Consider the following 22,421-nt stretch of genomic DNA (forward strand, 5'->3'; position numbering starts at 1 on the left):
ACAAACAAGTATGGCCGGATATATATCCGGCCATACTTGTTTGTGCTTAAAGCGGGCGTACAGTGCACAAGAGAATTGCTCCTGTTGCACCGGCTTTGCCCTGATTAGTTGCGGTTGTTCGCGTTCAGGTCAGTGAAAGCCTCTTTCAGCCGCTCTATGAATGTTTTCTCGCCTTCGCGCAGCCATACACGTGGGTCGTAGTACTTCTTGTTAGGCGCATCTTCACCTTTAGGGTTGCCCAGCTGTGTTTGCAGGTATTCCTTATTGGCTTCGTAGTAGTTTTTGATGCCTTCCCAGAAAGCCCACTGCATGTCGGTGTCGATATTCATCTTGATGGCGCCGTACGTAATGGCCTCTGCAATCTTGGCTTTCTCGGAGCCCGAGCCACCATGGAACACAAAGTTTACCGGGTTAGGGCCTGTACCGAATTTTTGCTGAATATACTCCTGCGAGTTCTTCAGGATTTCGGGGCGAAGCTCCACGTTGCCGGGCTTGTACACGCCATGCACATTGCCAAAAGCAGCGGCAATGGTAAAGCGGTGGCTTATTTTCTTTAGTTCCTCGTAGGCATAGGCTACTTCTTCGGGCTGTGTATACAAGCGGGAGCTGTCCACATCCGAGTTGTCCACGCCATCTTCTTCGCCCCCGGTTACGCCCAGTTCAATCTCTACGGTCATGCCCATTCTATCCATGCGCTTGAGGTAGCTGGCGCAGGTTTCTACGTTCTCCTTGATATGCTCTTCCGACAAATCCAGCATATGCGAGCTGAACAGCGGCTTGCCGTGATCGGCATAATATTTCTCGCCGGCATCCAGCAGACCGTCAATCCAGGGCAGCAGCTTTTTGGCGGCGTGGTCGGTGTGCAGCACCACGGGTACGCCATAGCTTTCGGCCAGCAGGTGCACGTGCAGCGCACCTGATACAGCGCCTGCAATAGCGGCACGCTGCGCGTCGTTTGCCAGTCCCTTGCCCGCTACGAACTGCGCGCCGCTATGGGAAAACTGGATGATAACGGGGGAATTTACATCTCTGGCAGTTTCCAGCACCGCATTAATAGAGTTGGTGCCGATAACGTTTACAGCCGGCAGGGCAAAGTTATTTTCATTGGCATACTTAAACAGTTCCGATACTTCGTCTCCGTAAAGTACACCAGGTCTGAATCTTGTTTTTGTTTCGCTCACAGTAATTATTTTAGGTTTAAGGTGATAGTCATTTTATTTATACGTCAATACTAAGGTGTTTTTACCTGAAAACAAAAAGAAGTGCCGGTAAATTCGCTTTTGCGGCTACGTTGGCGATTATTTTAAGGACTATCTCTGGGAAAGTGCTATATTGGTTGTAATTTATACTAAGCTGGTGCAAGGAGAAGTATGATGCTGGAAGTATAAGCTAAACTGCTGCCATATATAGTGCAGCTAGCAGGAGTAGTTCCTGCTAGCTGCTAGTTGTGTGTCATAAAGAAAAATATGGAATTCGAAGATATTTTAAATAACAGTTTTACTTTAAAACTTTCTGACTTAGTTGTCCAGATACAAAAAGTAGCTATTGATAATAAGAACATTAAACTTGGAGAGAATAATTTTCATTTTTTATCAGATATAGACAAAAATATCATGAACATGTTTGACATACAGTCAAAGTTAGTTTATAATAATGAACAGCTTATTTTTGTTAATGTCTTTATAAAGAGATTCAGCGATAAGAGTTATTTGATTTCCAATGGAATAAACCAGTTAAGGTATATACAATATCATTATGAAGTATTTGCTCATAAAATTCATACAATTTTAGAGTTAATGAAGTTAATGATAAATGAAGTATTCAACTTGGGGATTCACCCAAAGGATTGCAGCTGGGAGAATATAAGAAAAAGAAAGGAATTGAAATCATATAAGGGAATAAATATTTTAAATGCATTTTATGTTAAGTTCAAAAATATTATTAATTTAAGACATGCCAATACACATAGAGGAATTTTTATTGATTCAGAAATGGATGAGCTTTCTGGCCCTCTTTTTCTTTATGAAGCTTCAGAAAAATTTGATTTAGATATGGATGAATATAGAAAGGTCTATCCTAAACACCTTCTTGATTATCAAATTAAGAAATACAGAAAAAGTAAAGTAGAAATCATAAATAGTTTAGGTGCGGAGTCATTTAAACTCACAAAGGCTTTTCTAACTTCCCTTGAAGAAGAGTTGAATAGAAAAATTACGGCACACAACAAAACCTTTACGTCAGGCGGGTTTTATTCAAAAAGCAAGCCTGCAACTTCCTAATAGGGAGCAGTAGCAACGCGGGACTTTCAAGAATTTATCCCGCCCGCCGTAAAGCAGAACCGTTGGACTTAGCTTTAAGAACGTAGATGACTGAAGTACATAGTCTTGAATACGAACTTATAGAAGATGTTAAATGTGAAAAGTGCGGGAATGAGTTCGAATATGTCAATGATTTCACACTTTGTGAGGATTGCACAGAATATGAAAGAATTAGTAATGAGAAATAAAAAATTGGGCATACACAAGCATGTTGGATAGCAATTAGGAAATTTCTATTCTGAAATTAAAGAATCAGAAAAATATACTTACTTTTAGCGTTACTACCGTAAAGCAGAAGTATGATAATATCTTTTGGCTCAAAAGAGACAGAAAAGATTTGGAACGGAGAAAGAGTGGCTAAGCTCCCAAGGGAAATCCAGGCAATTGGAAGGCGCAAACTAAGGATGCTGAATAACTCACAGAACATCGCTGACCTGCGGATTCCTCCTTCAAACCGGTTAGAAAAGCTGGCAGGGAATTTAAAAGACTTTTATAGCCTCCGAATAAACGACCAATGGAGGATAACCTTCCAGTGGAACAACGGGCAAGCCTCGGAGGTAAAAATAGTTGACTATCATTAAAGAACATGGAAAAGTTACCGAACATTCATCCGGGAGAAGTGTTGCAAGAAGAATTTCTTGTTCCTCTCAATATTACTGCTTACCGACTTGCCAAAGATATTAATATTCCGCAGACCAGAGTATCTGAGATCTTAAAGGGAAATAGAAGAATCACCGCTGATACAGCACTTAGATTAAGTTACTACTTTGGGAATTCTCCTAAATTCTGGCTCGGACTGCAAGACGACTATGATTTAGAACAAGAAAAAGCAAACAAACAGAAAGAGCTGGAAAGTATAAGGAAATTTGAGAAAAATGCCGCCTAACATATTTAAGTAAACAGCGTTGGAAGCCGTCGCCCTGGCATGCTGTTTATTCAAATACAATCACCTTGTCCTTATGTTTGCCGCGCATGTGGCCGCGGATGAGCTGCTGTATGTCCTTGTTGTCGTTGTAGCGTTTGATGGCTCCTTTAAAATCCTCCATACTTTGGGCAGAGAAAGTTTCGTCTACAAAACCAAAACCCAGGTAGGTGCCGTGCTCCACCACCACCACCGATTTTTCGCCGGGCTCGCGCCCCTTGCCGACAATCACAAAGCTGTTGTGTTCATAAGTGATGGAGTCGATGGCGGCGTCCACGCGCTTGTTGTATTCTTCCGGACTTTCCTGGCCAATGCAGGCGCCCTGGCACTGGTGTACCTGGTAATCGAAGCACGCGCCATTGGTTTTATACAGGTCGCAAAGTTTCTGGCAAAGGTTATACTTAGCCACCTTATGAAACAGAAATCCTTTGGCTTTAAATTGATTTGAGAGCGCGATGAGGGGCGTCATACTTACATTGTCGGCTTTGTTCACGCTGCCAAAAGTCAGGCGTTTGTAGCCGTTGCCGTCTTCATACACGAAAATGCCGGTGTTGAACACACTGCGGCGCTGTTGCCGGTTATAATGCGGCTTCATCCGCTTTATCTCCGCCGACTCGAACAGCAAAGCCACCAGCTCGTTGCCCATCAGCTCGTAAGTAATATCGGCAATGCTGTTCTTAAACTCCAGCGATTTACGGCTTTTGTAGTCGATGTTGAAGTGCTGGATAATGCGCTTTTTGATGTTGATGCTTTTGCCGACATAAATCACCTCGCCTGCCTCGTTGTAAAAATAGTACACGCCCGGCATCATCGGCAAAGCATCTACCTGCTCTTTTTTGATATTGGGCGGCAGCAGCGAAGTTTTGATTTCCTGCTTCAGCAGCTTCTCCGATGCTTCGGAGGCCATGTGCATGTTGCCGTCCACCACCGGGCGGTTTATTTTGATGAGCTTGTCGAATAGTTTGGCGGTGGCCTCCGCGTCGCCGATGGCGCGGTGGCGCTGGTTCAGCGGAATGTCGATGCTGTGGCAGAGCTTGCCCAGGCTGTAAGAGGGAAGGCCCGGAATAAGCGAACGGCTGAGCCGCACGGTGCACAGCGTTTTGCGCTGGAAAGTATAACCCAAATCGGCAAACTCCTTTTTAATGAAAGAGTAATCGAAACGCACATTATGGGCTACAAACACTTTGCCGTCTGTAAACTCTACAATGTCTTTGGCTACTTCGTAAAACTTGGGCGCATCCTGCACCATCTCGTCGGTGATGCCGGTCAGCTGCGATATAAAATAGGGGATGGGCCGCTGCGGGTTTATCAGGGTGTTATACTTGTCCACCACTTTTTCGCCGTCGTGTATAAATATGGCTATCTCGGTAATTCTGTCCTGAGCAGGCTGACTGCCCGTGGTCTCAATGTCGATGATGGCGTACAAGCTTCTTCGTCTTTAATATCTGTTATGTCTGGCGGCGCAGGCGCTGCACTTTCTGATAAACCAATTTAATTAGCAATACGTTTCAAAGCGGCTGCTGCATACAAGGTTTTGCAAACAGGATTCGTATTACTTGGTTACATCTTTCTTGCCGCGGCCCAGTCCGTTCCATATTTCATCGAACCAGTGGTGTACCTTTCCTTTCTTTTTGGGTTTCACATCATCCACGTCGGCCAGCAGAAAGCCGAAAGGCGCCAGGGGCTCGTAGGCATCAAATATCACTTTGAGCATAGCAACAAAAGGAAGCGCAATGATCATACCGGGTGCGCCCCATATTTCGCCCCCGACCAGCAAGGCGACAATGGCGGCAAAGGGATTTATACTTACTTTTGAGCCTACCACCAGCGGTGTAATAAAATTTCCTTCCAGGAACTGCACAAAGGCAAACACACCTACTACCAGCAGGGCATCCACCATATGCCCGCTGGCAGCCAGGGTAAAGAGGGCGGGCATCAGGGCGCCAATCATAATACCAATGTAAGGAATAATAGTAAGTATGGAGGCAAAAATGCCGAAGAAAATGGCGTATTTCACTCCCAATAGCAGCAGGCCTGCCGAGTTGAGCAACGATACAATGACAATCACGATCATCAGCCCCGAAATATAACTTTGCACCACCTGCTGTATGCTGGCAATGGTTTGCAGCAGGCCACCGCGGTGATCTTTGGTCGTGAATTTAAACAGGAATTGCTCCAGGTGATCGCGGTAGTATAAAAGGCAGAAAACGAAAATCGGTACAATCGTGAGCGCTGCTATGGCGCCTGTTGTCATGGAAATGGTATTGCCCAGAAAGCTGGTGGCAATATCCTGCAGGCTGCCTACCATATTCTGGATAAGCTCTGTTCTGTTGGAGGGAACAATGCCGAACTTCTCGTACAGGAAAGCCTGCACGCGCGTAATCAGGTCACCAACATTGCCCGTAATGCTGTCCAGCTCGGTGGTAAGGCTCATCAGCTGCGACGACAGAAACCAGACGACCAGGCCCAGCACCACAATCACCAGGATAATACTGACAAGTATGGCCAGGGGCCGGGGTATGCGCAACTGCTCCATGTGCCGGCACAGCGGCAGCAGCAGCAGCGCAAAAAGCAACGAGAAAGCCAGCGGGGCTAGTATGGATTTAAACATCTGCAGGAGGTAAATCAACAGGATGATGCCCAGCAGGATGATGGTGAATTTTAAATAAGCGGGTAACTTTATTTCCATAGAATGTTTGTTTTCTTTATTGCGCTTCGCGCATATTTGAACTTGTTTTGTTTACCAGCCAGGGATTTCCGATAGCCTGAGAAACCAATTTTAAAATACAGAACTGTAGTTTTAGCTAAAGGAACGAACCGGCTGATTTAAAAGCATTTCTTTGCAGGCCAGGTATAAAGAATTAACTGATGTTCAAATAAGCCGGCCCGTACATAAACTGTAAAAAGCTGAACAAAAAATATTTCAGCTTTTATTTTGCTAAAAAAATTAGTTATACAGGTACCCGTAAGGTCAGAAAAAACTGGTTTAAGATGAACCTGAAGCCGCAAATTATAGTTATATTTGTACAAGTAAAGGACAGTAGCAAAGTATAAAAAGATTTAAACTAATAAAATTAGCAAAATAATTTCTTTTCTTTGCAGGTAGGCCTGGCGCTCCTTGCTGAATTTGTGCCTCGCTGCTACTATGTAATTCTATACTTCTGATTGATATTCCTCTACTAACGAACATACTTACGCTTACAGCATGGCAGAGTTAGCACACAATTACAACGAAGACAGTATTCGCTCCCTGGAGCCGCGCGAGCACATCCGCCTGCGCCCGGGTATGTACATCGGTAAACTTGGCGATGGCTCATCGCCCGACGACGGTATTTATATCCTGGTGAAGGAGGTGATCGATAACTCTATCGATGAGCACGTAATGGGCTTCGGCAAAACCATTGACATCAAAATATCCGATCACAAAGTGCAGGTACGCGACTATGGCCGCGGCATTCCGCTGGGCAAGGTCATCGATTGCGTGAGCAAGATAAACACCGGCGGCAAGTACGACAGCAAAGCCTTTCAGAAATCGGTAGGTCTGAACGGTGTGGGAACGAAGGCGGTAAACGCCCTTTCGGGCCAGTTCCGCATCCAGTCGGTGCGCGACGGGAAGATGAAAGCTGCTGAGTTTGAGAAAGGCGTGCTCACACAGGATTTTGAACTGCAGGAATCGAATCAGCGCAATGGCACTATGACCGTGTTTGTGCCGGACGAGACTATCTTCAAAAACTTCCAGTTCAACCCCGATTACCTGGAAAACCAAATCTGGAACTATGTATACCTCAATGCCGGGCTTACCATCAATTTCAACGGCAAGAAGTTTTATTCCGAAAACGGCCTGTTGGATTTGCTGCGCAACAAAGCCGATGAGGAAAGTATGCGCTACCCGATCATCCACCTGAAAGGAGAGGACATAGAAATAGCTTTAACGCATGGCAACGACTATGGCGAGGAATATTACTCCTTCGTGAACGGGCAGTATACCACCATGGGCGGCACCCATCTCACGGCCTTCCGTACCGCATTGGTGAAAACGCTTCGTGACTTTTATAAGAAAGATTACGATGCTACAGATATCCGTGGTTCTGTGATAGGTGCGATTTCACTTAGAGTGCAGGAGCCCGTATTTGAGTCGCAGACGAAGACCAAGCTAGGCTCTATTGACATGGGGCCAGACGGACCGGCCGTGAATACCTACATTAACGACTTCATAAAGGAGCACCTCGATAATTATCTGAGGATGAATCCTGCCACAGCCGAGGCGCTGAAGAAGCGCATCGAGCAGAGCGAACGTGAGCGCAAGGACATGGCGGGCGTGAAAAAGCTGGCCAACCAGCGCGCCAAAAAAGCCAACTTGCACAACCGCAAGCTCCGCGACTGCCGCCTGCATTTCAACGAAGACAAAGACGAGAAATCATTGCTGTCCACGCTCTTTATTACCGAGGGTGACTCGGCCAGCGGATCTATCACCAAATCCCGCAACGTGGATGTGGAGGCTGTATTCAGTTTGCGTGGCAAGCCGCTCAACTGCTTTGGCATGAAGAAGAAAGTAGTATATGAGAACGAGGAATTTAACCTGCTGCAGCACGCATTAAACATAGAAGAAGGCCTGGACGGGCTGCGCTACAACCGCGTCGTAATCGCCACCGATGCCGACGTGGACGGCATGCACATCCGTTTGCTGCTGCTCACGTTTTTCCTACAGTTTTTCCCTGATCTGGTGAAGAACGGGCATGTATACATCCTCGAAACGCCGCTTTTCAGGGTACGCAATAAAAAAGACACTATTTACTGCTACAACGAAACAGAGAAACAGCAGGCTATTGAGAAACTGGGCAAGCGGCCGGAAATAACACGATTTAAAGGGCTGGGCGAGATTTCGCCGGATGAATTTGGTAAGTTTATTGGCGAGAACATCAAGCTAAAGCCGGTAATCCTCCACAAAGACACCACGATACAGAAGATGCTGGGCTATTTTATGGGTAAAAACACACCCGAGCGCCAGAACTTCATTATCGATAATCTGAAAATTGAAAAAGACATAGTAGAGGAAGTATATGCATAACGACGAATTAAACAACGAAGAAATAGAAGGACAAGACGAACTGGCGATGGAGTTTACGGAAGGAGAAACCAAAATCCATAACGTAACCCCTGTGGCTGGCCTGTACGAAAACTGGTTCCTCGATTATGCTTCTTATGTAATTCTGGAGCGTGCGGTACCCGCTATTGAGGACGGCCTGAAACCGGTGCAGCGCCGCATCCTGCACGCGATGAAGGAGATGGACGATGGCCGCTTCAACAAAGTAGCCAACGTTATCGGGCAAACCATGCAGTACCACCCGCACGGCGATGCGTCTATTGGCGATGCGATGGTGAATATCGGGCAGAAGGATTTGCTGATAGAAACGCAGGGTAACTGGGGCGACGTGCGCACCGGCGACAGTGCGGCCGCTGCGCGGTATATTGAGGCGCGTCTCTCCAAATTTGCCCTTGATGTGGTCTTCAACCCGCAGACAACGCAATGGCAGCTGAGCTACGACGGGCGCAAGAACGAGCCGGTGACCCTGCCGGTGAAATTTCCGCTGTTGCTGGCGCAGGGCGTGGAAGGTATTGCCGTGGGTTTGTCTACCAAAGTGATGCCGCACAACTTTAAGGAGCTGCTAAAAGGCTCTATTGATGTGCTGAAAGGGCGCAAAACCACGCTGCTGCCTGACTTCCCAACAGGTGGCCAGGTAGACGTAACCAACTATAACGGCGGCTTGCGCGGTAGCAGAATCCGGGTGCGCGCTACCATTGAGAAAGTGGATAAAACCATGCTCATTATCCGCGACGTTCCCTACGGTACCACCACAACGGGCCTCATGGAATCCATCGTGAAGGCGAGTGAAAACAACAAGATCAAGATCAAGAAAGTAGTCGATAACACGGCGGCTGACGTGGAGATTCAGGTGCACCTGCCTTCCGGTGTGTCGCCTGACCTGACAATGGATGCGCTTTATGCCTTCACAGACTGCGAAGTATCCATCTCGCCCAACGCCTGTGTGATTATAGACGACAAGCCGCACTTCTTGAATGTGGACGAATTGTTGCGCATTTCCACCTTTAAGACAGTAGACCTGCTGAAGCGTGAGCTGGAAATCCGTAAGGCCGAACTGGAGGATAAGTGGCATTATGCATCGCTGGAGAAAATATTTATCGAGAATCGCATTTACCGCGACATCGAAGAGTGCGAGACCTGGGAGGCGGTGCTGGAGGCCATCGACAAAGGGCTGGATCCTTTTAAGAAGCTGTTGCGCCGCGAAGTAACGCAGGACGATATCATCCGCCTGACAGAGATTAAAATCAAGCGTATTTCTAAGTATGATTCCTTTAAAGCCGACGAGTATATCCGCAGGCTGGAAGAGGAGATGGCCGAAGTGGATGATCACCTGGCCAACCTGATCCGCTACGCGATTTCATACTTTGAAGGGCTGCTGAAGAAGTATGGCCAGGGCCGCGACCGCAAAACGCAAATCAAAACTTTTGACGTGATAACGGCCCAGAAAGTCGCCATCGCCAACCAGAAGCTGTACATGAATGCCAAAGACGGCTTTATCGGAACAAGCCTGCGCAAAGACGAATTTGTATGTGATTGTTCTGACATGGACGACATCATCGTATTCCGCAAGGATGGCAAGTTTACGGTAACCAAAGTGGCCGAAAAAACCTTTGTGGGCAAAGACATTATACTTGCGAGCGTTTATAACAAAAACGATGAGCACATGGTCTACAACATGATCTATGCAGATGGTAAAACCGGTGTGTCGTATGCCAAGCGGTTTTCTGTGAAATCCATTACCCGCGAGAAAGAGTATGATTTAACCAAAGGCAGCAAAGGTTCTAAAGTACATTACCTTACCGCTAACCCCAACTCCGAGTCGGAGGTGGTAACCGTTACGCTGGTCCCGGCTGCCGCTGCCCGCAACAAAACCTTCGATTTTGATTTCGCGGAGCTGATGATCAAGGGCAAAGGCTCTAACGGGAACATCATCACCAAATACCCGGTGAAGAAAGTGGTGCAGAAAAGCCTCGGCGATTCTACGCTGGGCGGGCGTGAAATCTTCTACGACGAAGTTATCGGCCGGCTGAACACCGAAGGCCGCGGCCGCTACCTGGGCTCCTTTAACACGGATGATACCATCCTGGTGATTTATGAAGACGGTAGTTATGAGCAGACTTCCTTCGACCTGGCCAACCATTATACTGTGGAGAAGATAAAGGTGCTGCAGAAGTATGATCCGGAGCTGGTAGTTTCGGCTATTTATTACGAAGGCGAGCATAAAGTATACTTTGTGAAGCGCTTCAGGATAGAGACCTCTACGCTTGGCAAGCGCTTTACCTTTATTTCTGAAAGCAAGAATTCCAGACTGGAGGCGGTGTCTACGCATCCGGAGCCGCTGGCAGAGATTAAATTTAAGCGCGACCGCAAAAGCGACAAGGAAACCGAGAAGCTGCTGCTGAGCGAGTTTATCGACGTGAAAGGCTGGAAAGCAATGGGCAACAAACTCAGCTATTATAAAATACTGGAGGTAGATGTGCCGAAGCAGGAAGTGGCAATACCGGAAACAGAAAAGTCCAGAACCAAAAAGCCTGTCCAGCCGAAAGCGGCTCCGGCAGCCTTACCTGCTGAGTTGGAGCAATTGGCGCAGGAGGCGGCACGGGCCAGCGGTACCCAACATCCTGTGCCGGATGACGTAGATGAAGATAGCAGCGCTGCCAGCGAAAAAGTGACTTTGAAGAAGAAAAAGCAACTTAACCTGTTTTAGTATTTGCCGGAGAAATTTGCAAAAGTCCTTTAGAAGCTGTAAGTTACGTATCCCGTAATGATGTGATGAAAAGACTTTGTGAAGCAATATTGATATTTTTTATGATCTGTGGTCATGCACCTGCCCTAATGGCAGACGGCTCGACCACAGATTATGAGAAATTACTTTACCGTGCCGGTCAGTTGCTTTCAGCTTACAAAGATACCGAAGCGCTGGCGCTGTATGAGCAGGTGCTGAGCGCCTCTGAAAACAATTACGAGGCACTCTGCAAAGCCAGTTACCTGCATTGCCGCATCGGCGACCGCTTTGCTGATGAAAGCAGCAAACTCAGCCATTTTGAGAAAGCCAGAACCCTTGCGCTGCACGCATATACTATAAACCCGGAAGATGCTGAATCCAATTATGTGATGGCACTTTCGCTTGGCTGCACCGCTATGGTAACAGGCCCGCGGCAGCGGTTGGCAGCTATTTACCAGATAAAGCCATACATAGACAAGGCGCTGGCAGTTAACAGCCAGCACGATGGCGCCTGGTATGTACTGGGCCGCTGGTGCTTTAAGGTGGCCAACCTGAACCTGGCAGAGCAGGCGGCAGCCAAACTTTTATTTGGCGGCATAAAAGAGAAAGTGACGAACCAGGATGCGGTGAATGCCCTCAGCCAAGCCATCAGGTATAACCCGGGCAACATCCGTTACTACTATGATCTGGCTTGTGTGTATAAAGAGATGAAAGATAAAAACGCCTGCATGAGTACCCTCCGGAAAGCCCTTTTGGTGAACCTGGAAACCACGGAGGAACTTGAACTGAGCAGGCGCTGCAAAATTATGCTGGACGAAGAATACGCGGGGTGATATTCAGAAATCTGTCAAAAAGCCTGCTTCCTACCGGTGGCAGGCTTTTTGTTTTCAGGTATAACCGGCATTCGGCGCATGCCCGTTGTTTCTATTCAGTCAAAGTTTCTTAATTTAGCGCTTATTACAAAGTATAGCCTTCGGGCAAAGTATAAATCAGAACCTGTAAAGCATCTGAGCAAAATTAAATAGTTGGATATGGTGCGTTTTTCCCGTTTGCTGTTGTTGCTATCGCTTGTGGTGGCTGCGTGCAGCCAGAAGGAAGGAGCGCGGGAGCAGATGGTAAACCTGCAGCAGGTGCAGGACAATCCGCAGGCGCAGCTGGCAAACCTGAATGCCGCAATCCGGCAGTCCGGCCGCGATGGCAGTTTGTATGCACGGCGTGCGGTGGCACTTTTGCGCAAAGGCGAATTAAACAAGGCCCTGGAGGATGCAAATGAAGCCGTGGTGCTGACCAGAAACGAACCAGCCGCTTTGTTTGTGAAAGCGCAGGTACTACGGGCGATGGGGAAGAGTAGGGAAGCCCTGCCGCTGGCGCTGCAGGCAGAACGTAATTCTTACCAGAACGCCTCGCTGTATGTATTGCTGGCAGAGTTATACCTGCAGCAGCACAAGTATAGGCAGGCGCTGGAATATATTAGTAAAGCGCAGGAACTTTCGCCGGCCAGCGAGTTTGCCTATTATTACAAGGGCCGTCTGCTGGCCGCCACCGGCGATACCGCGAAAGCCATCCGTAACTACAAACTGGCACTGGAGCAAATGCCGCAGTTAATGGAAGCGCAGCGGGAACTTGCCGGCATTCTGGTGGCGCGGCAGGATTATGCGGGTGCGGAAACATACCTGAGCCGCGCCGAAAAGCTGAACCCTGATGATGCGCTGCTGCTATACTATAAAGGGCTTCTGTATCAGGCAGCACAAAAGCCCGACAGTGCCCGGCAATACTTTCTGCAGGCTGTCGCAACGATAGATACCTTGCAGCGCGCGCATTACTTTATTGGCTTGCAACTTTATGCAAATGGCGATGGGGAAGGGGCGCTGAACCATCTGCTGAAAGCAGAGAAACAGTATAAAGATTCGCCCAAATACCTGGCAACGCTGGCCGGCAGTTACGAGCGAACCGGGCAGCCGGCACAGGCTCTGGCCACGTACCGGCGCCTGCTGCAGGTAGAGCCCGGGTATACGTATGCTTACCAGGCCATTGCCCGGCTGAACTATAAATTGCAGAAGCCGCGAAAGCCGGAAGTTATAGAAGAATTAGAGATAAGATAAAGGACTAAAATACATGATCAATATCACACTGCCAGATGGTTCTGTGCGCCCGTATGAAGCAGGCGTAACCGGCCTTGAGGTTGCACAAAGTATAAGCGAAGGACTCGCCAGAAATGTACTTGCTGTTAAGGTAAACGATACCGTGATGGACCTTTCGCGGCCCATCAACGAAGATGCGGCGGTGCAGCTGCTTACCTGGAATGATGATTTAGGAAAAAACGTTTTCTGGCACTCGTCGGCACACCTGCTGGCCGAGGCATTGGAGGAACTGTACCCCGGCGTGAAATTTGGCATTGGCCCGCCCGTAGAGAACGGCTTTTACTATGATGTGGACTTAGGCGGACGGGAATTTTCGCAGGAGGACTTTGCCCGTGTAGAGCAGAAAATGCTGGAGCTTGCCCGCAACAAAAATGAATTTACCCGCCGCGATGTTTCCAAAGCCGAAGCCATTGATTATTTCACGAAGAAAGGCGATGAGTATAAACTGGATCTGATCAAAGATCTGGCGGACGGCACCATCTCCTTTTATGAGCAGGGCAATTTCACCGACCTCTGCCGCGGCCCGCACATCCCCAACACCGGTGTTATAAAAGCAGCTAAAATAATGAACGTGGCCGGTGCCTACTGGCGTGGCGATGAAAAGAACAAGCAGCTGACACGCATTTACGGCGTAACTTTCCCGAAGCAAAAGGAACTGACAGAGCACCTGGAGCGCCTGGAGGAAGCCAAAAAGCGTGACCACCGCAAGCTGGGCAGGGAACTGGAACTGTTTGCTTTTTCTGAAAAAGTAGGTATGGGCCTGCCGCTCTGGTTGCCCAAAGGCACGTTGCTGCGCGAGCGCCTGGAGCAGTTTATGCGCAAAGCACAGATGCGCTTAGGTTATCAGCCTGTGGTTACGCCGCATATTGCAAGCAAGGATCTTTACGTTACTTCCGGCCATTACGAGAAGTATGGCGCCGATTCTTTTCAGCCCATCAAAACACCTAACGAGGGCGAGGAGTTTTTCCTCAAGCCGATGAACTGTCCGCATCACTGCGAGATATATAAAGTACGCCCGCGTTCTTACAAAGAGCTGCCGGTACGCCTGGCAGAGTTTGGCACCGTGTACCGCTATGAACAATCGGGTGAGCTGCACGGCTTAACGCGTGTGCGTGGTTTTACGCAGGACGATGCCCATATCTTCTGCCGCCCGGATCAGGTAAAAGAGGAATTTCTGAAGGTGATTGACCTGGTGCTGTATGTGTTCAGGGCGCTTGGCTTTGAAGATTATACGGCTCAGATTTCGTTGCGCGACCCGGCAAACAAAGCTAAATATATAGGCAGCGACGAAGCCTGGGAAAAAGCCGAAACAGCTATCATCGAGGCTACTCAGGAGAAGGATCTGCGTACTGTAACCGTATTGGGCGAGGCGGCGTTTTACGGTCCGAAGCTCGACTTTATGGTAAAAGACGCGCTGGGCCGTAAATGGCAGCTCGGAACCATACAGGTAGATTATAACTTACCGGAACGGTTCGATCTGGAATATATTGGCGCTGATAATCAGAAACACCGCCCTGTAATGATTCACCGTGCACCATTCGGCTCTCTGGAACGTTTTGTGGCGGTACTGATCGAGCACTGCGGCGGCAACTTTCCGCTGTGGCTGAGTCCGGAGCAGTTTGCCATACTGCCTATCTCAGAGAAATACCAGGAATATGCCCAGCAGGTGAATGATCGCCTGCAACAGCAGGATATCCGTGGATCGGTAGACAACCGGGATGAGAAAATCGGACGCAAAATACGCGATGCCGAAGTGCGCAAAGTATCTTACATGCTGATTGTAGGAGAGAAGGAGCAGGAAACCAACTCTGTATCGGTGCGCAGGCACGGCGAGGGCGACCTGGGAAGTATGACCGTAGACGAATTTATCGGCATGTTCAACCAGAAAATTGCAGAGATACTGAACAATTAGCCCAGGATATTTTTATATCAGTAGATTATTTGCGAAATTCGCAACCTGAATGTAATAAACGTTAATTTAAGGAGATACAACTATAGCTACGCAAAACAGGCGCTATATCCCACGCGGAAAAGTGGAGGAGCCATACAAAGTCAATGATAAGATAACGGCCCGGGAAGTAAGGCTGGTTGGTGACAATGTAGAGCAGGGAGTGTACCCGTACAGGGCAGCCCAGCAAATGGCCAATGAGCAAAACCTTGACCTGGTTGAGATTTCGCCTACAGCTAATCCGCCGGTTTGCCGCATCATCGACTACTCAAAATTCAAGTATGAGCAGAAGAAGAAGACGCGCGAGATGAAGGCGAAAGCTCAGAAAGTCGTTATCAAGGAGATCCGCTTCGGCCCGAATACCGATGATCACGATTTTGAGTTTAAGCTGAAGCATGCTAAGGCTTTCCTGGAGAGTGGCTTTAAGATAAAGTCTTATGTGCACTTTGTGGGCAGAAGCATTGTGTTTAAGGAGCGTGGCGAAATCCTGTTGCTTAAGTTTGCGCAGGCCCTGGAAGACGTAGCCAAGGTAGAGCAGCTGCCGAAGCTGGAAGGAAAACGAATGTTCCTGATCCTGTCTCCGAAAGCAGCCGCACCGGTGAAAAAGTAATTTATTTTAATCAATTATATACCATGCCAAAAGTTAAAACCAAATCTGGTGCAAAGAAGCGTTTTTCTTTGACAGGTACCGGCAAAATTAAGCGCAAGCACGCTTATAAGAGCCACATCCTGACCAAGAAAACCACCAAACAGAAGCGTAACCTGACGCACATCGGCCTTGTTAGCTCAGCTGATACAAACAGAGTGAAGCTGATGCTTCAAATCTAATTACACAAATTAGAGGTTAATTATTAGTACGAACCCAGTGTCTGGCTTTAAGATTTACAAAATCGCCAGCCGCTAAAACTTTAAAGAAATGCCAAGATCGGTAAATGTCGTTGCCGCACGACACAGAAGAAAAAAAATGATGAAAATGGCCAAAGGTTACTTTGGCCGTCGCAAGAACGTTTGGACCGTTGCGAAAAACGCGATAGAAAAAGGCTTAGTATATGCCTATCGCGATAGAAAAGTTAAGAAGAGAGACTTCAGATCACTCTGGATTCAGCGCATCAACGCCGGTGCCCGCGAGCACGGCATCTCTTACTCTCAGCTGATGGGCGCTCTCAAGAAGGCCGACATCAACCTGAACCGCAAAGTGCTTGCTGATTTGGCCATGAACCATTCGGAGGCTTTCAAAAGCATTGTAGAAAAAGTGAAGTAATTTTCCTGCACATATAAACAACAGAAAGGCCCGGCTAATGCCGGGCCTTTTTGTGTCTTAGAGCGCTTTCCAGGCAGAATAATTGCTGAGCATAATCTGTTTCGGATTTTGCAAGTCCAGGTTTGGCAATTGTTCTGGCATTGCTGTCGATTATTCATGGCAGAAGTTTTCAACTTCTTTGCTTTGCAGAAGCAAGTGTTGCGGCGTCCATACACTGTCTGAAACGGATTGAAGTATAATTCTGCAAAATTATACTTTTCTGCCGTCGCAGAAAGCAAGTTATAAACCTGCAGCATCATTCGTCGCAAGTTACGCTATGCTAAACTTGCGACAGCCGGAGCGAAGGTTGAACTTTTGGGGGAGAACGATTTGATAAGCTGCAATTGATCGGGAAAGGGACAGGTTGCGACCTGTCCCTACGAATGAGTGTTTAAACCACAAAAAAAGCGGCTTCAGGCCGCTTTTATATTTATAAAAAGTGTCTTTTACTTCGGATCATAAGCCCACTTCAGGTAAATAGCGCCCCAGGTAAAGCCCCCTCCAAAGGCAGCTAATACCAGGTTGTCTCCTTTCTTCAGTTGGCTTTCATACTCCCACAGGCACAGCGGAATGGTGCCGCTGGTGGTGTTGCCATACTTATGTATGTTGAGCATCACCTTGTCGTTGCTGACGCCCATACGGTTGGCGGTAGCCTCAATAATACGTTTGTTCGCCTGGTGTGGCACCAGCCAGGCTACATCATCTGCCGTCAGGTTGTTGCGCTCCATCACTTCTGCGGATACATCGGCCATCCCTTTCACGGCAAACTTAAATACCTGCTGGCCTTCCTGGTAAGCATAATGCTCGCGTGCCTGCACAGTTTCGATAGTGGCAGGCCTGCGGCTGCCGCCGGCTTTCATGTGCAGAAACTGTGCACCTGTTCCGTCCGATTTCAACACCTGGTCCAGTACACCATAGCCTTCTGTATTTGGTTCCAGCAGCACGGCGCCGCCACCGTCGCCAAATATAATGCAGGTTGTGCGATCGGTATAATCCACGATGGCCGACATTTTATCAGCACCGACAACAATTACTTTTTTATACTGCCCTGATTCTATAAACTTAGCGCCTGTGGCCAGCGCATACAAGAAGCCGGAGCAGGCGGCCTGTATGTCGTAGCCGAAAGCATTAACAGCTCCAACCTCAGCTGTAATGAGATTAGCAGTAGCCGGAAACACCATGTCGGGTGTGGTGGTGGCACAAATCAGCAGCTCTATCTCTTCAGGATTGGTGTTGGTTTTTTTCAGGAGCTCTTTTACTGCCGGAACCGCAATGTGTGAAGTACCCAGGTTTTCTCCCTTCAGGATACGCCTTTCCTTAATGCCGGTACGAGAGGTAATCCATTCGTCGTTGGTTTCTACCATCGTCTCCAGTTCCTTATTCGTCATAACGTATTCCGGAACATAGCCACTCACACCGGTTATGGCGGCAGTAATTTTACTCATATTAGTCTTTCTGTTAAATGATTTAAGAGGGGCAATTTAAGAAAAAAAACCTGGCATAACCTGCCAGGCTCTATAAAAGAATTGCTGTTGCAGGTTATACCAGGTATAATTTCTTTAGCAGGGCCGGATGTTCAGACACTATAGTTCTCTCTGAACCGGCGTGAAATATCCGAGGCAACCATTTTCTGGGCCTGCAGCACCATGTTGCAGATAGCCAGCGGAGAGGAGACACCATGCCCGATAATGGCAATTCCGTTGATGCCCAGAATCGGGCTGCCACCTATGGCTTCATAATTAAACTCATCAAAGAAAGGGTCGTGGATGTTTTTCTCGTTGAGGATATCGTAGAGCGATTCGGCCATTTTCAGGATGATATTTCCTGTATAGCCATCGCACACAATTACATCGGCTCTGTCGTTAAACAGGTCGCGCCCTTCGATGTTGCCGATAAAGTTGATGCTGCTGTTGGCCTTGAGGCGTTGGTAGGCGGCCTGTGTGTTGGCAGTGCCCTTGCCTTCTTCCTCACCCAGGTTCATCAGGCCTACTTTGGGACGTTCAATTTCCAGTACATACCTGGCGTAAATGGAACCCATCTCTCCAAACTGTTCCAGTACCTCTGGTTTACATTCCGCATTGGCGCCCACGTCCAGCATAATACCGTAGCCGCCTTTGAGCTTTGGAACTAAACCGCCAATAGATGGCCTGAGTATACCTTCAATCGCTTTCACGCTGAACATGGCCCCCACTAACATGGCGCCGGTATTGCCTGCGCTGCAGAAAGCATCTGCTTGTCCGGCTTTGAGTAAGCCATATCCAACGGCAATGCTGGAATCGGTTTTCTGCGTGAGCGCTTTAGTGGGGTGCTCGCCCATTTCAATTACCTGGCTGGCATGGTATACTTTTATGCCGGTACCGGTGTATCCGTATTCCTCTAGCAGCGGCCTGATAACGTCTTCCTTGCCGATGAGCAGAATTTCGTCATCTTCGTTAAGCTGCTGAGCAGCCAACAATGCACCTTTGATAACTGCCTCAGGTGCAAAATCGCCGCCCATAGCATCTAAGGCGATCCTCATTTACAGGGTAGTTTAAAAATTATACAGAACTAAAAATGAGCGCAGGCTGGTGCTTACTGGGCGTTAGTTGTATAATTTTTAATAGCCAGCTTGCCCTTGTGGAACAAATCTCCTTCTACCACATACGCATGATGGTACAGGTGCGGTGTGTCTGTGGTAGGGCAAATGGCAATGGCTTTTTCAGAAAGTTTCTGGTGTGTTCTTCTTTTATCTCTTCTGGTCTTGGAGATCTTACGTTTAGGATGTGCCATTTTTATTTATTTGCTTGTGTTTATACTTTTATACTTCTAAAAAACTAATTAAGGTTCCGGAGGGCGTTCCAGCGCGGGTCGGTATCATCCTCGTCATCGCTGTCATCTCCATCTTCCGTTTCATTGCCCTGCTGCCTGGATGAATAAATAAGAATATCGCTGTCGTCATCCTCATCCATTTCAGCTGCAAAGCGCGGGTGCAGTTTTTTCATTGGCAGCGACAAACCGATATAATCGTACAGGTGCTGCGCCATGTTAACGGACTGCGTTCCGGTTGTAATCTGCCACAGGTCGTCGTCCAGCTCTGCATTGTCCGGACCGAACTTAATCCTGAAGACTTCGTGCACGCCCACCGGCTGGTCAAATTCCTCCAGGCTGCGGTCGCACGTAAGGCGCACGTGGCCTTTAATGTCAACGTAAAAGGTAAGCAGCGTTTCTGTCTTATCCAGTGTTACGTTGGCTGTTAATTTGCCGCCCAGTATAAGCTCTCTGCCAAAGAGCTCGAAGAAAGCATCATCCAGCTCAAACACAAAGGTATGTGTCTTGTTGCTGAGTTTGGCAATGCCGATTTCATAGTCTCTTATCTTCTTCACCACCGACTTTTTATTGCAAGACGCAAAATTAGAACATAATTCTGAGAAATAAAACATTTTGCCTATTAAAACGGCGGTATTTAAGCTGTCTGGCGTTTTTTTAGGATATCACAGGCCAGGAACAGGGCTTCCCGGAAAGAGGTTGGGTCGGCTATGTACCTGCCTGCAATGTCGTAAGCCGTGCCGTGGTCGGGGGAGGTGCGCACCACCGGCAGACCGGCGGTAAAATTCACGCCGCTTTCCATGGCCAGCGTTTTAAACGGAATCAGCCCCTGGTCGTGGTACATCGACAGAACGGCATCTACCTGCTTGTACTGCTGCATCCCGAAAAAGCCGTCCGCCGGATAAGGGCCAAACACCAGGTGTCCGCGCTCTTTCATTTGTACGATGGTGGGACGGATAATTTCTGTCTCCTCGCTGCCAAGCAGGCCTTTTTCGCCGGCATGCGGATTCAGGCCCAGCACCGCAATGCGCGGTTTCAGTATGCCAAAGTCTTTGCGCAGCGACTCCAGCAGGATGGTGATTTTGCGTATCAGCAACTGCTCCGTCAGCTTATCCGGTACATCTTTTACCGGGATATGCCCCGTAACTGTGGCTACGCGCAAATCGCCGCTCACCAGCAGCATCAGGCTGTCGGCGGCATCAAAGTAGGAAGTCAGGAACTCGGTGTGGCCCGGAAACCGGAAATCCTCTGCCTGTATGTTATCTTTATTGATGGGAGCGGTAACAATGCCATCCAGCAAGCCTGCTTTTAAATCGCGGGAGGCAGCCAACAACGAATCGAGTGACGCTTTGCCGGATGCGGGCGTTGGCGTACCCGGCTCATACGCCGGTTCCGCCTCCAGGCAGTTAATCAGGTTTACTTTTTTATGCGTCAGCGCACCGGCTGAATCCACCTGCTGGTAATGAAAATGCTCTGCATTCAGGCTTTTGCGCACTCTGTCAAGTATGGCGGCCGAAGCATAAATAACCGGCGTGCAAAAGTTGAGGATGCGTTGGTCGGACAATGTTTTGATGACGATTTCCGGCCCGATGCCGTTGGTGTCGCCGATGCTGATGCCTAAGCGTATGCGTTGTTTGTTATCCATTTTACTTGTTAATCTTAGAGCGGAGGAAAGTATACACCAGGCGAACACCGGAGCCGGTAGCCAGTTTGCCACGGTAAGTGTCTTCGCCATGCAGGTAAGCAGTGCCCGCAATGTCGAGGTGCACCCATGGGTAATTGGTGAAGTGCTGCAGGAAAATACCCGCCGTGATGGCGCCTGCATCCGCTCCGCCAATATTCTTTAAATCGGCGATATCAGATTCCATATACTTTTTATACTCGTCCCAGAGCGGAAACTCTACCAGACGTTCATGCACCGCATTGCCTGATTCTTTGAGTTGCTGCATCACTTCATCGCCGGCAGTGCCCATGGCCACCATACCTTCCTTACCCACGGCGCGCATGGCGGCACCGGTTAAAGTGGCTAAATCAAATACCAGCTCCGGGTTATACTTTTGTGCAAAGCTGAGTGCATCGGCAAGTATAAGCCTGCCTTCGGCATCTGTGTTTAATACCTCTACGGTCATGCCGTTGTGCATTGTAATCACATCACCGGGTGCTACGGCGTTGCCGCCCGGGCGATTGTCAGTAGCAGGCACCAGTCCGATAACGTGCAGCGGCAGTTTGTTTTTTGCTACCGCATACAGCGCGCCGGCCACAGCCGCCGCGCCAGCCATATCCGACTTCATGTAGTCCATAGATTGCGGCGTCGGTTTCAGGCTCAGGCCGCCGGTATCGTACACCACGCCTTTGCCCACCAGCACATAGGGTTTGGCATTTTGTGCGTTTTCAGGCTTCCACTCCATAATGGTAAACGTGGGCGTGTCTTCCGAGCCTTGGTTCACGGCCAGCAGGCCGCCCATTTTCAGCGTTTGGATCTGGAGCTCGTCCAGCACTTCGGCTTTAAAACCTGCCTCGTGGCCCAGTGCCACAAATTCCTCGCTTAGCTGCACAGCCGTCTGGTGGCTGTGTGGCTCATTCACCAGGTCGCGTGTTTTATACACAGCCTCCAGCAGATTTGCCAGTTCCTGTACTTCCTCTTCGCTTATACCTTCATCCGCTATAGTTATACTTTGCAACGGGCTGGGTTTGGCGTCCTTTGTTTTATGTTTCTGATACTGGTAATTGCTCAGGTATAAACCTTCGGCTAAGTATAAACTTGCGTCAGAGTCGGTTTTATTAAGTATAGTTAGCTCTGCTACCTTGTCGGTGCGCAGCTGTTTGAGTAAAGTATAGCCTGCCTGGCGCAGTGTTTCATGGCGGGCAGCTTCCGTTGTAGCCTCCAGCATTACAATTATATAAATGCGTTGCGTATAGCGGTTCAGCGTGATTTGCCTGTCTTCCTGCTGTATCTGCTGTTGTACATACTCTGCTTCCTCAGGCTGTAGTTCGGGCAGTTGTGCTACCCGGTTTGGCGGCACAATTAAGGCAAGGTCAGTATTTTTCGCTATGCTTGTATTGTATTTGAGTTGTGTTGGCATTTGTCGTTTGTATCTTTGGTGCTGCAATATAGTAAGTATAAAACGTAATGAGAAAATCCGCCGGGCTGGTACATT

Annotated in this window: 20 protein-coding genes; 11 read left to right on the forward strand and 9 right to left on the reverse strand. The window is 48.4% G+C overall.

The features are described from left to right. Positions 1 to 104 precede the first annotated feature (104 nt). Positions 105 to 1,181, reverse strand: coding sequence for a class II fructose-bisphosphate aldolase (gene fbaA, locus I2I11_RS15865; protein WP_196268709.1), 1,077 nt, complete (start codon positions 1,179 to 1,181; stop codon positions 105 to 107). Positions 1,182 to 1,466: 285 nt separating this feature from the next. Here fbaA and I2I11_RS15870 point away from each other — a divergent pair, with 285 nt between their 5' ends. From I2I11_RS15870 to I2I11_RS15880, 3 genes are all read left to right on the forward strand, one after another. Then, entirely contained in the window at positions 1,467 to 2,279 is an 813-nt protein-coding gene (locus I2I11_RS15870) for a Cthe_2314 family HEPN domain-containing protein (RefSeq protein WP_196268710.1), read from the forward strand. Positions 2,280 to 2,617: 338 nt separating this feature from the next. Beyond that, positions 2,618 to 2,899, forward strand: a complete 282-nt coding sequence (locus tag I2I11_RS15875; protein ID WP_196268711.1) for a type II toxin-antitoxin system RelE/ParE family toxin — start codon at positions 2,618 to 2,620, stop codon at positions 2,897 to 2,899. Between the two features lie 5 nt (positions 2,900 to 2,904). Further along, a complete protein-coding gene (locus tag I2I11_RS15880) occupies positions 2,905 to 3,204 on the forward strand; it encodes a HigA family addiction module antitoxin (protein WP_196268712.1) in 300 nt (99 codons plus the stop codon). A 46-nt stretch (positions 3,205 to 3,250) separates the two neighbouring features. Here I2I11_RS15880 and I2I11_RS15885 read toward each other — a convergent pair whose 3' ends face one another. Further along, complete coding sequence (locus I2I11_RS15885) at positions 3,251 to 4,666, reverse strand: exonuclease domain-containing protein (RefSeq protein WP_196268713.1); 1,416 nt, start codon at positions 4,664 to 4,666, stop codon at positions 3,251 to 3,253. Between the two features lie 126 nt (positions 4,667 to 4,792). Further along, complete coding sequence (locus I2I11_RS15890; protein ID WP_196268714.1) at positions 4,793 to 5,929, reverse strand: AI-2E family transporter; 1,137 nt, start codon at positions 5,927 to 5,929, stop codon at positions 4,793 to 4,795. Between the two features lie 516 nt (positions 5,930 to 6,445). On the opposite strand from I2I11_RS15890, the gene I2I11_RS15895 reads away from it, so the two are divergent. From I2I11_RS15895 to rplT, 8 genes are all read left to right on the forward strand, one after another. Continuing rightward, positions 6,446 to 8,308, forward strand: coding sequence for a DNA topoisomerase IV subunit B (locus I2I11_RS15895; protein ID WP_196268715.1), 1,863 nt, complete (start codon positions 6,446 to 6,448; stop codon positions 8,306 to 8,308). After that, positions 8,301 to 11,051, forward strand: a complete 2,751-nt coding sequence (locus I2I11_RS15900) for a DNA gyrase/topoisomerase IV subunit A (protein ID WP_196268716.1) — start codon at positions 8,301 to 8,303, stop codon at positions 11,049 to 11,051. Before I2I11_RS15895 ends, I2I11_RS15900 begins: the two co-directional genes overlap by 8 nt. Positions 11,052 to 11,179: 128 nt before the next feature. Then, positions 11,180 to 11,902, forward strand: coding sequence for a tetratricopeptide repeat protein (locus I2I11_RS15905; RefSeq protein WP_230680344.1), 723 nt, complete (start codon positions 11,180 to 11,182; stop codon positions 11,900 to 11,902). A gap of 198 nt (positions 11,903 to 12,100) precedes the next feature. Continuing rightward, on the forward strand, positions 12,101 to 13,171 hold the full coding sequence (locus tag I2I11_RS15910; protein ID WP_196268718.1) for a tetratricopeptide repeat protein: 1,071 nt from the start codon (positions 12,101 to 12,103) through the stop codon (positions 13,169 to 13,171). 13 nt (positions 13,172 to 13,184) lie between these two features. After that, complete coding sequence (gene thrS / locus I2I11_RS15915; RefSeq protein ID WP_196268719.1) at positions 13,185 to 15,122, forward strand: threonine--tRNA ligase; 1,938 nt, start codon at positions 13,185 to 13,187, stop codon at positions 15,120 to 15,122. Between the two features lie 121 nt (positions 15,123 to 15,243). Further along, complete coding sequence (gene infC, locus I2I11_RS15920; protein ID WP_196268720.1) at positions 15,244 to 15,768, forward strand: translation initiation factor IF-3; 525 nt, start codon at positions 15,244 to 15,246, stop codon at positions 15,766 to 15,768. A gap of 23 nt (positions 15,769 to 15,791) precedes the next feature. After that, positions 15,792 to 15,986, forward strand: coding sequence for a 50S ribosomal protein L35 (gene rpmI / locus I2I11_RS15925; RefSeq protein ID WP_196268721.1), 195 nt, complete (start codon positions 15,792 to 15,794; stop codon positions 15,984 to 15,986). Between the two features lie 88 nt (positions 15,987 to 16,074). Beyond that, positions 16,075 to 16,419, forward strand: coding sequence for a 50S ribosomal protein L20 (rplT, locus tag I2I11_RS15930; RefSeq protein ID WP_196268722.1), 345 nt, complete (start codon positions 16,075 to 16,077; stop codon positions 16,417 to 16,419). A gap of 485 nt (positions 16,420 to 16,904) precedes the next feature. On the opposite strand, the gene I2I11_RS15935 is transcribed toward rplT, so the two are convergent. The 6 genes from I2I11_RS15935 to I2I11_RS15960 all read right to left on the reverse strand — a co-directional run bounded on the left by I2I11_RS15935 (position 16,905) and on the right by I2I11_RS15960 (position 22,346). Beyond that, positions 16,905 to 17,903: a beta-ketoacyl-ACP synthase III gene (locus tag I2I11_RS15935; protein ID WP_196268723.1), complete on the reverse strand. Its 999-nt coding sequence runs from the start codon at positions 17,901 to 17,903 to the stop codon at positions 16,905 to 16,907. Positions 17,904 to 18,034: 131 nt separating this feature from the next. Then, the gene (gene plsX / locus I2I11_RS15940) at positions 18,035 to 18,976 is read right to left on the reverse strand and encodes a phosphate acyltransferase PlsX (RefSeq protein WP_196268724.1); all 942 of its coding nucleotides are present in this window, start codon (positions 18,974 to 18,976) and stop codon (positions 18,035 to 18,037) included. A 53-nt stretch (positions 18,977 to 19,029) separates the two neighbouring features. Beyond that, positions 19,030 to 19,227 carry a 50S ribosomal protein L32 gene (gene rpmF / locus I2I11_RS15945; RefSeq protein WP_196268725.1) on the reverse strand — a complete coding sequence of 66 codons (198 nt, stop codon included), beginning with the start codon at positions 19,225 to 19,227 and terminating at the stop codon, positions 19,030 to 19,032. A gap of 44 nt (positions 19,228 to 19,271) precedes the next feature. Beyond that, entirely contained in the window at positions 19,272 to 19,820 is a 549-nt protein-coding gene (locus tag I2I11_RS15950; protein WP_196268726.1) for a YceD family protein, read from the reverse strand. Positions 19,821 to 19,900: 80 nt separating this feature from the next. Further along, positions 19,901 to 20,908: a 4-hydroxythreonine-4-phosphate dehydrogenase PdxA gene (gene pdxA / locus I2I11_RS15955; RefSeq protein WP_196268727.1), complete on the reverse strand. Its 1,008-nt coding sequence runs from the start codon at positions 20,906 to 20,908 to the stop codon at positions 19,901 to 19,903. 1 nt (position 20,909) lies between these two features. Then, positions 20,910 to 22,346: a leucyl aminopeptidase family protein gene (locus tag I2I11_RS15960; RefSeq protein WP_196268728.1), complete on the reverse strand. Its 1,437-nt coding sequence runs from the start codon at positions 22,344 to 22,346 to the stop codon at positions 20,910 to 20,912. Between the last annotated feature and the right edge of the window lie 75 nt (positions 22,347 to 22,421).

Source organism: Pontibacter rufus (assembly GCF_015694705.1).
In the GTDB taxonomy this organism is placed as follows: Bacteria; Bacteroidota; Bacteroidia; order Cytophagales; family Hymenobacteraceae; genus Pontibacter; species Pontibacter rufus.

Excerpts from the sequence above, each read along its gene's own strand:
- I2I11_RS15910 (WP_196268718.1), top strand. The coding sequence starts at position 12,101 with ATGGTGCGTTTTTCCCGTTTGCTGTTGTTGCTATCGCTTGTGGTGGCT.
- I2I11_RS15895 (WP_196268715.1), top strand. The coding sequence starts at position 6,446 with ATGGCAGAGTTAGCACACAATTACAACGAAGACAGTATTCGCTCCCTG.
- I2I11_RS15890 (WP_196268714.1), bottom strand. The coding sequence starts at position 5,929 with ATGGAAATAAAGTTACCCGCTTATTTAAAATTCACCATCATCCTGCTG.
- I2I11_RS15875 (WP_196268711.1), top strand. The coding sequence starts at position 2,618 with ATGATAATATCTTTTGGCTCAAAAGAGACAGAAAAGATTTGGAACGGA.
- rplT (WP_196268722.1), top strand. The coding sequence starts at position 16,075 with ATGCCAAGATCGGTAAATGTCGTTGCCGCACGACACAGAAGAAAAAAA.
- plsX (WP_196268724.1), bottom strand. The coding sequence starts at position 18,976 with ATGAGGATCGCCTTAGATGCTATGGGCGGCGATTTTGCACCTGAGGCA.
- pdxA (WP_196268727.1), bottom strand. The coding sequence starts at position 20,908 with ATGGATAACAAACAACGCATACGCTTAGGCATCAGCATCGGCGACACC.
- I2I11_RS15870 (WP_196268710.1), top strand. The coding sequence starts at position 1,467 with ATGGAATTCGAAGATATTTTAAATAACAGTTTTACTTTAAAACTTTCT.
- I2I11_RS15880 (WP_196268712.1), top strand. The coding sequence starts at position 2,905 with ATGGAAAAGTTACCGAACATTCATCCGGGAGAAGTGTTGCAAGAAGAA.
- I2I11_RS15960 (WP_196268728.1), bottom strand. The coding sequence starts at position 22,346 with ATGCCAACACAACTCAAATACAATACAAGCATAGCGAAAAATACTGAC.
- rpmF (WP_196268725.1), bottom strand. The coding sequence starts at position 19,227 with ATGGCACATCCTAAACGTAAGATCTCCAAGACCAGAAGAGATAAAAGA.
- I2I11_RS15905 (WP_230680344.1), top strand. The coding sequence starts at position 11,180 with ATGGCAGACGGCTCGACCACAGATTATGAGAAATTACTTTACCGTGCC.
- I2I11_RS15900 (WP_196268716.1), top strand. The coding sequence starts at position 8,301 with ATGCATAACGACGAATTAAACAACGAAGAAATAGAAGGACAAGACGAA.
- rpmI (WP_196268721.1), top strand. The coding sequence starts at position 15,792 with ATGCCAAAAGTTAAAACCAAATCTGGTGCAAAGAAGCGTTTTTCTTTG.
- thrS (WP_196268719.1), top strand. The coding sequence starts at position 13,185 with ATGATCAATATCACACTGCCAGATGGTTCTGTGCGCCCGTATGAAGCA.
- I2I11_RS15935 (WP_196268723.1), bottom strand. The coding sequence starts at position 17,903 with ATGAGTAAAATTACTGCCGCCATAACCGGTGTGAGTGGCTATGTTCCG.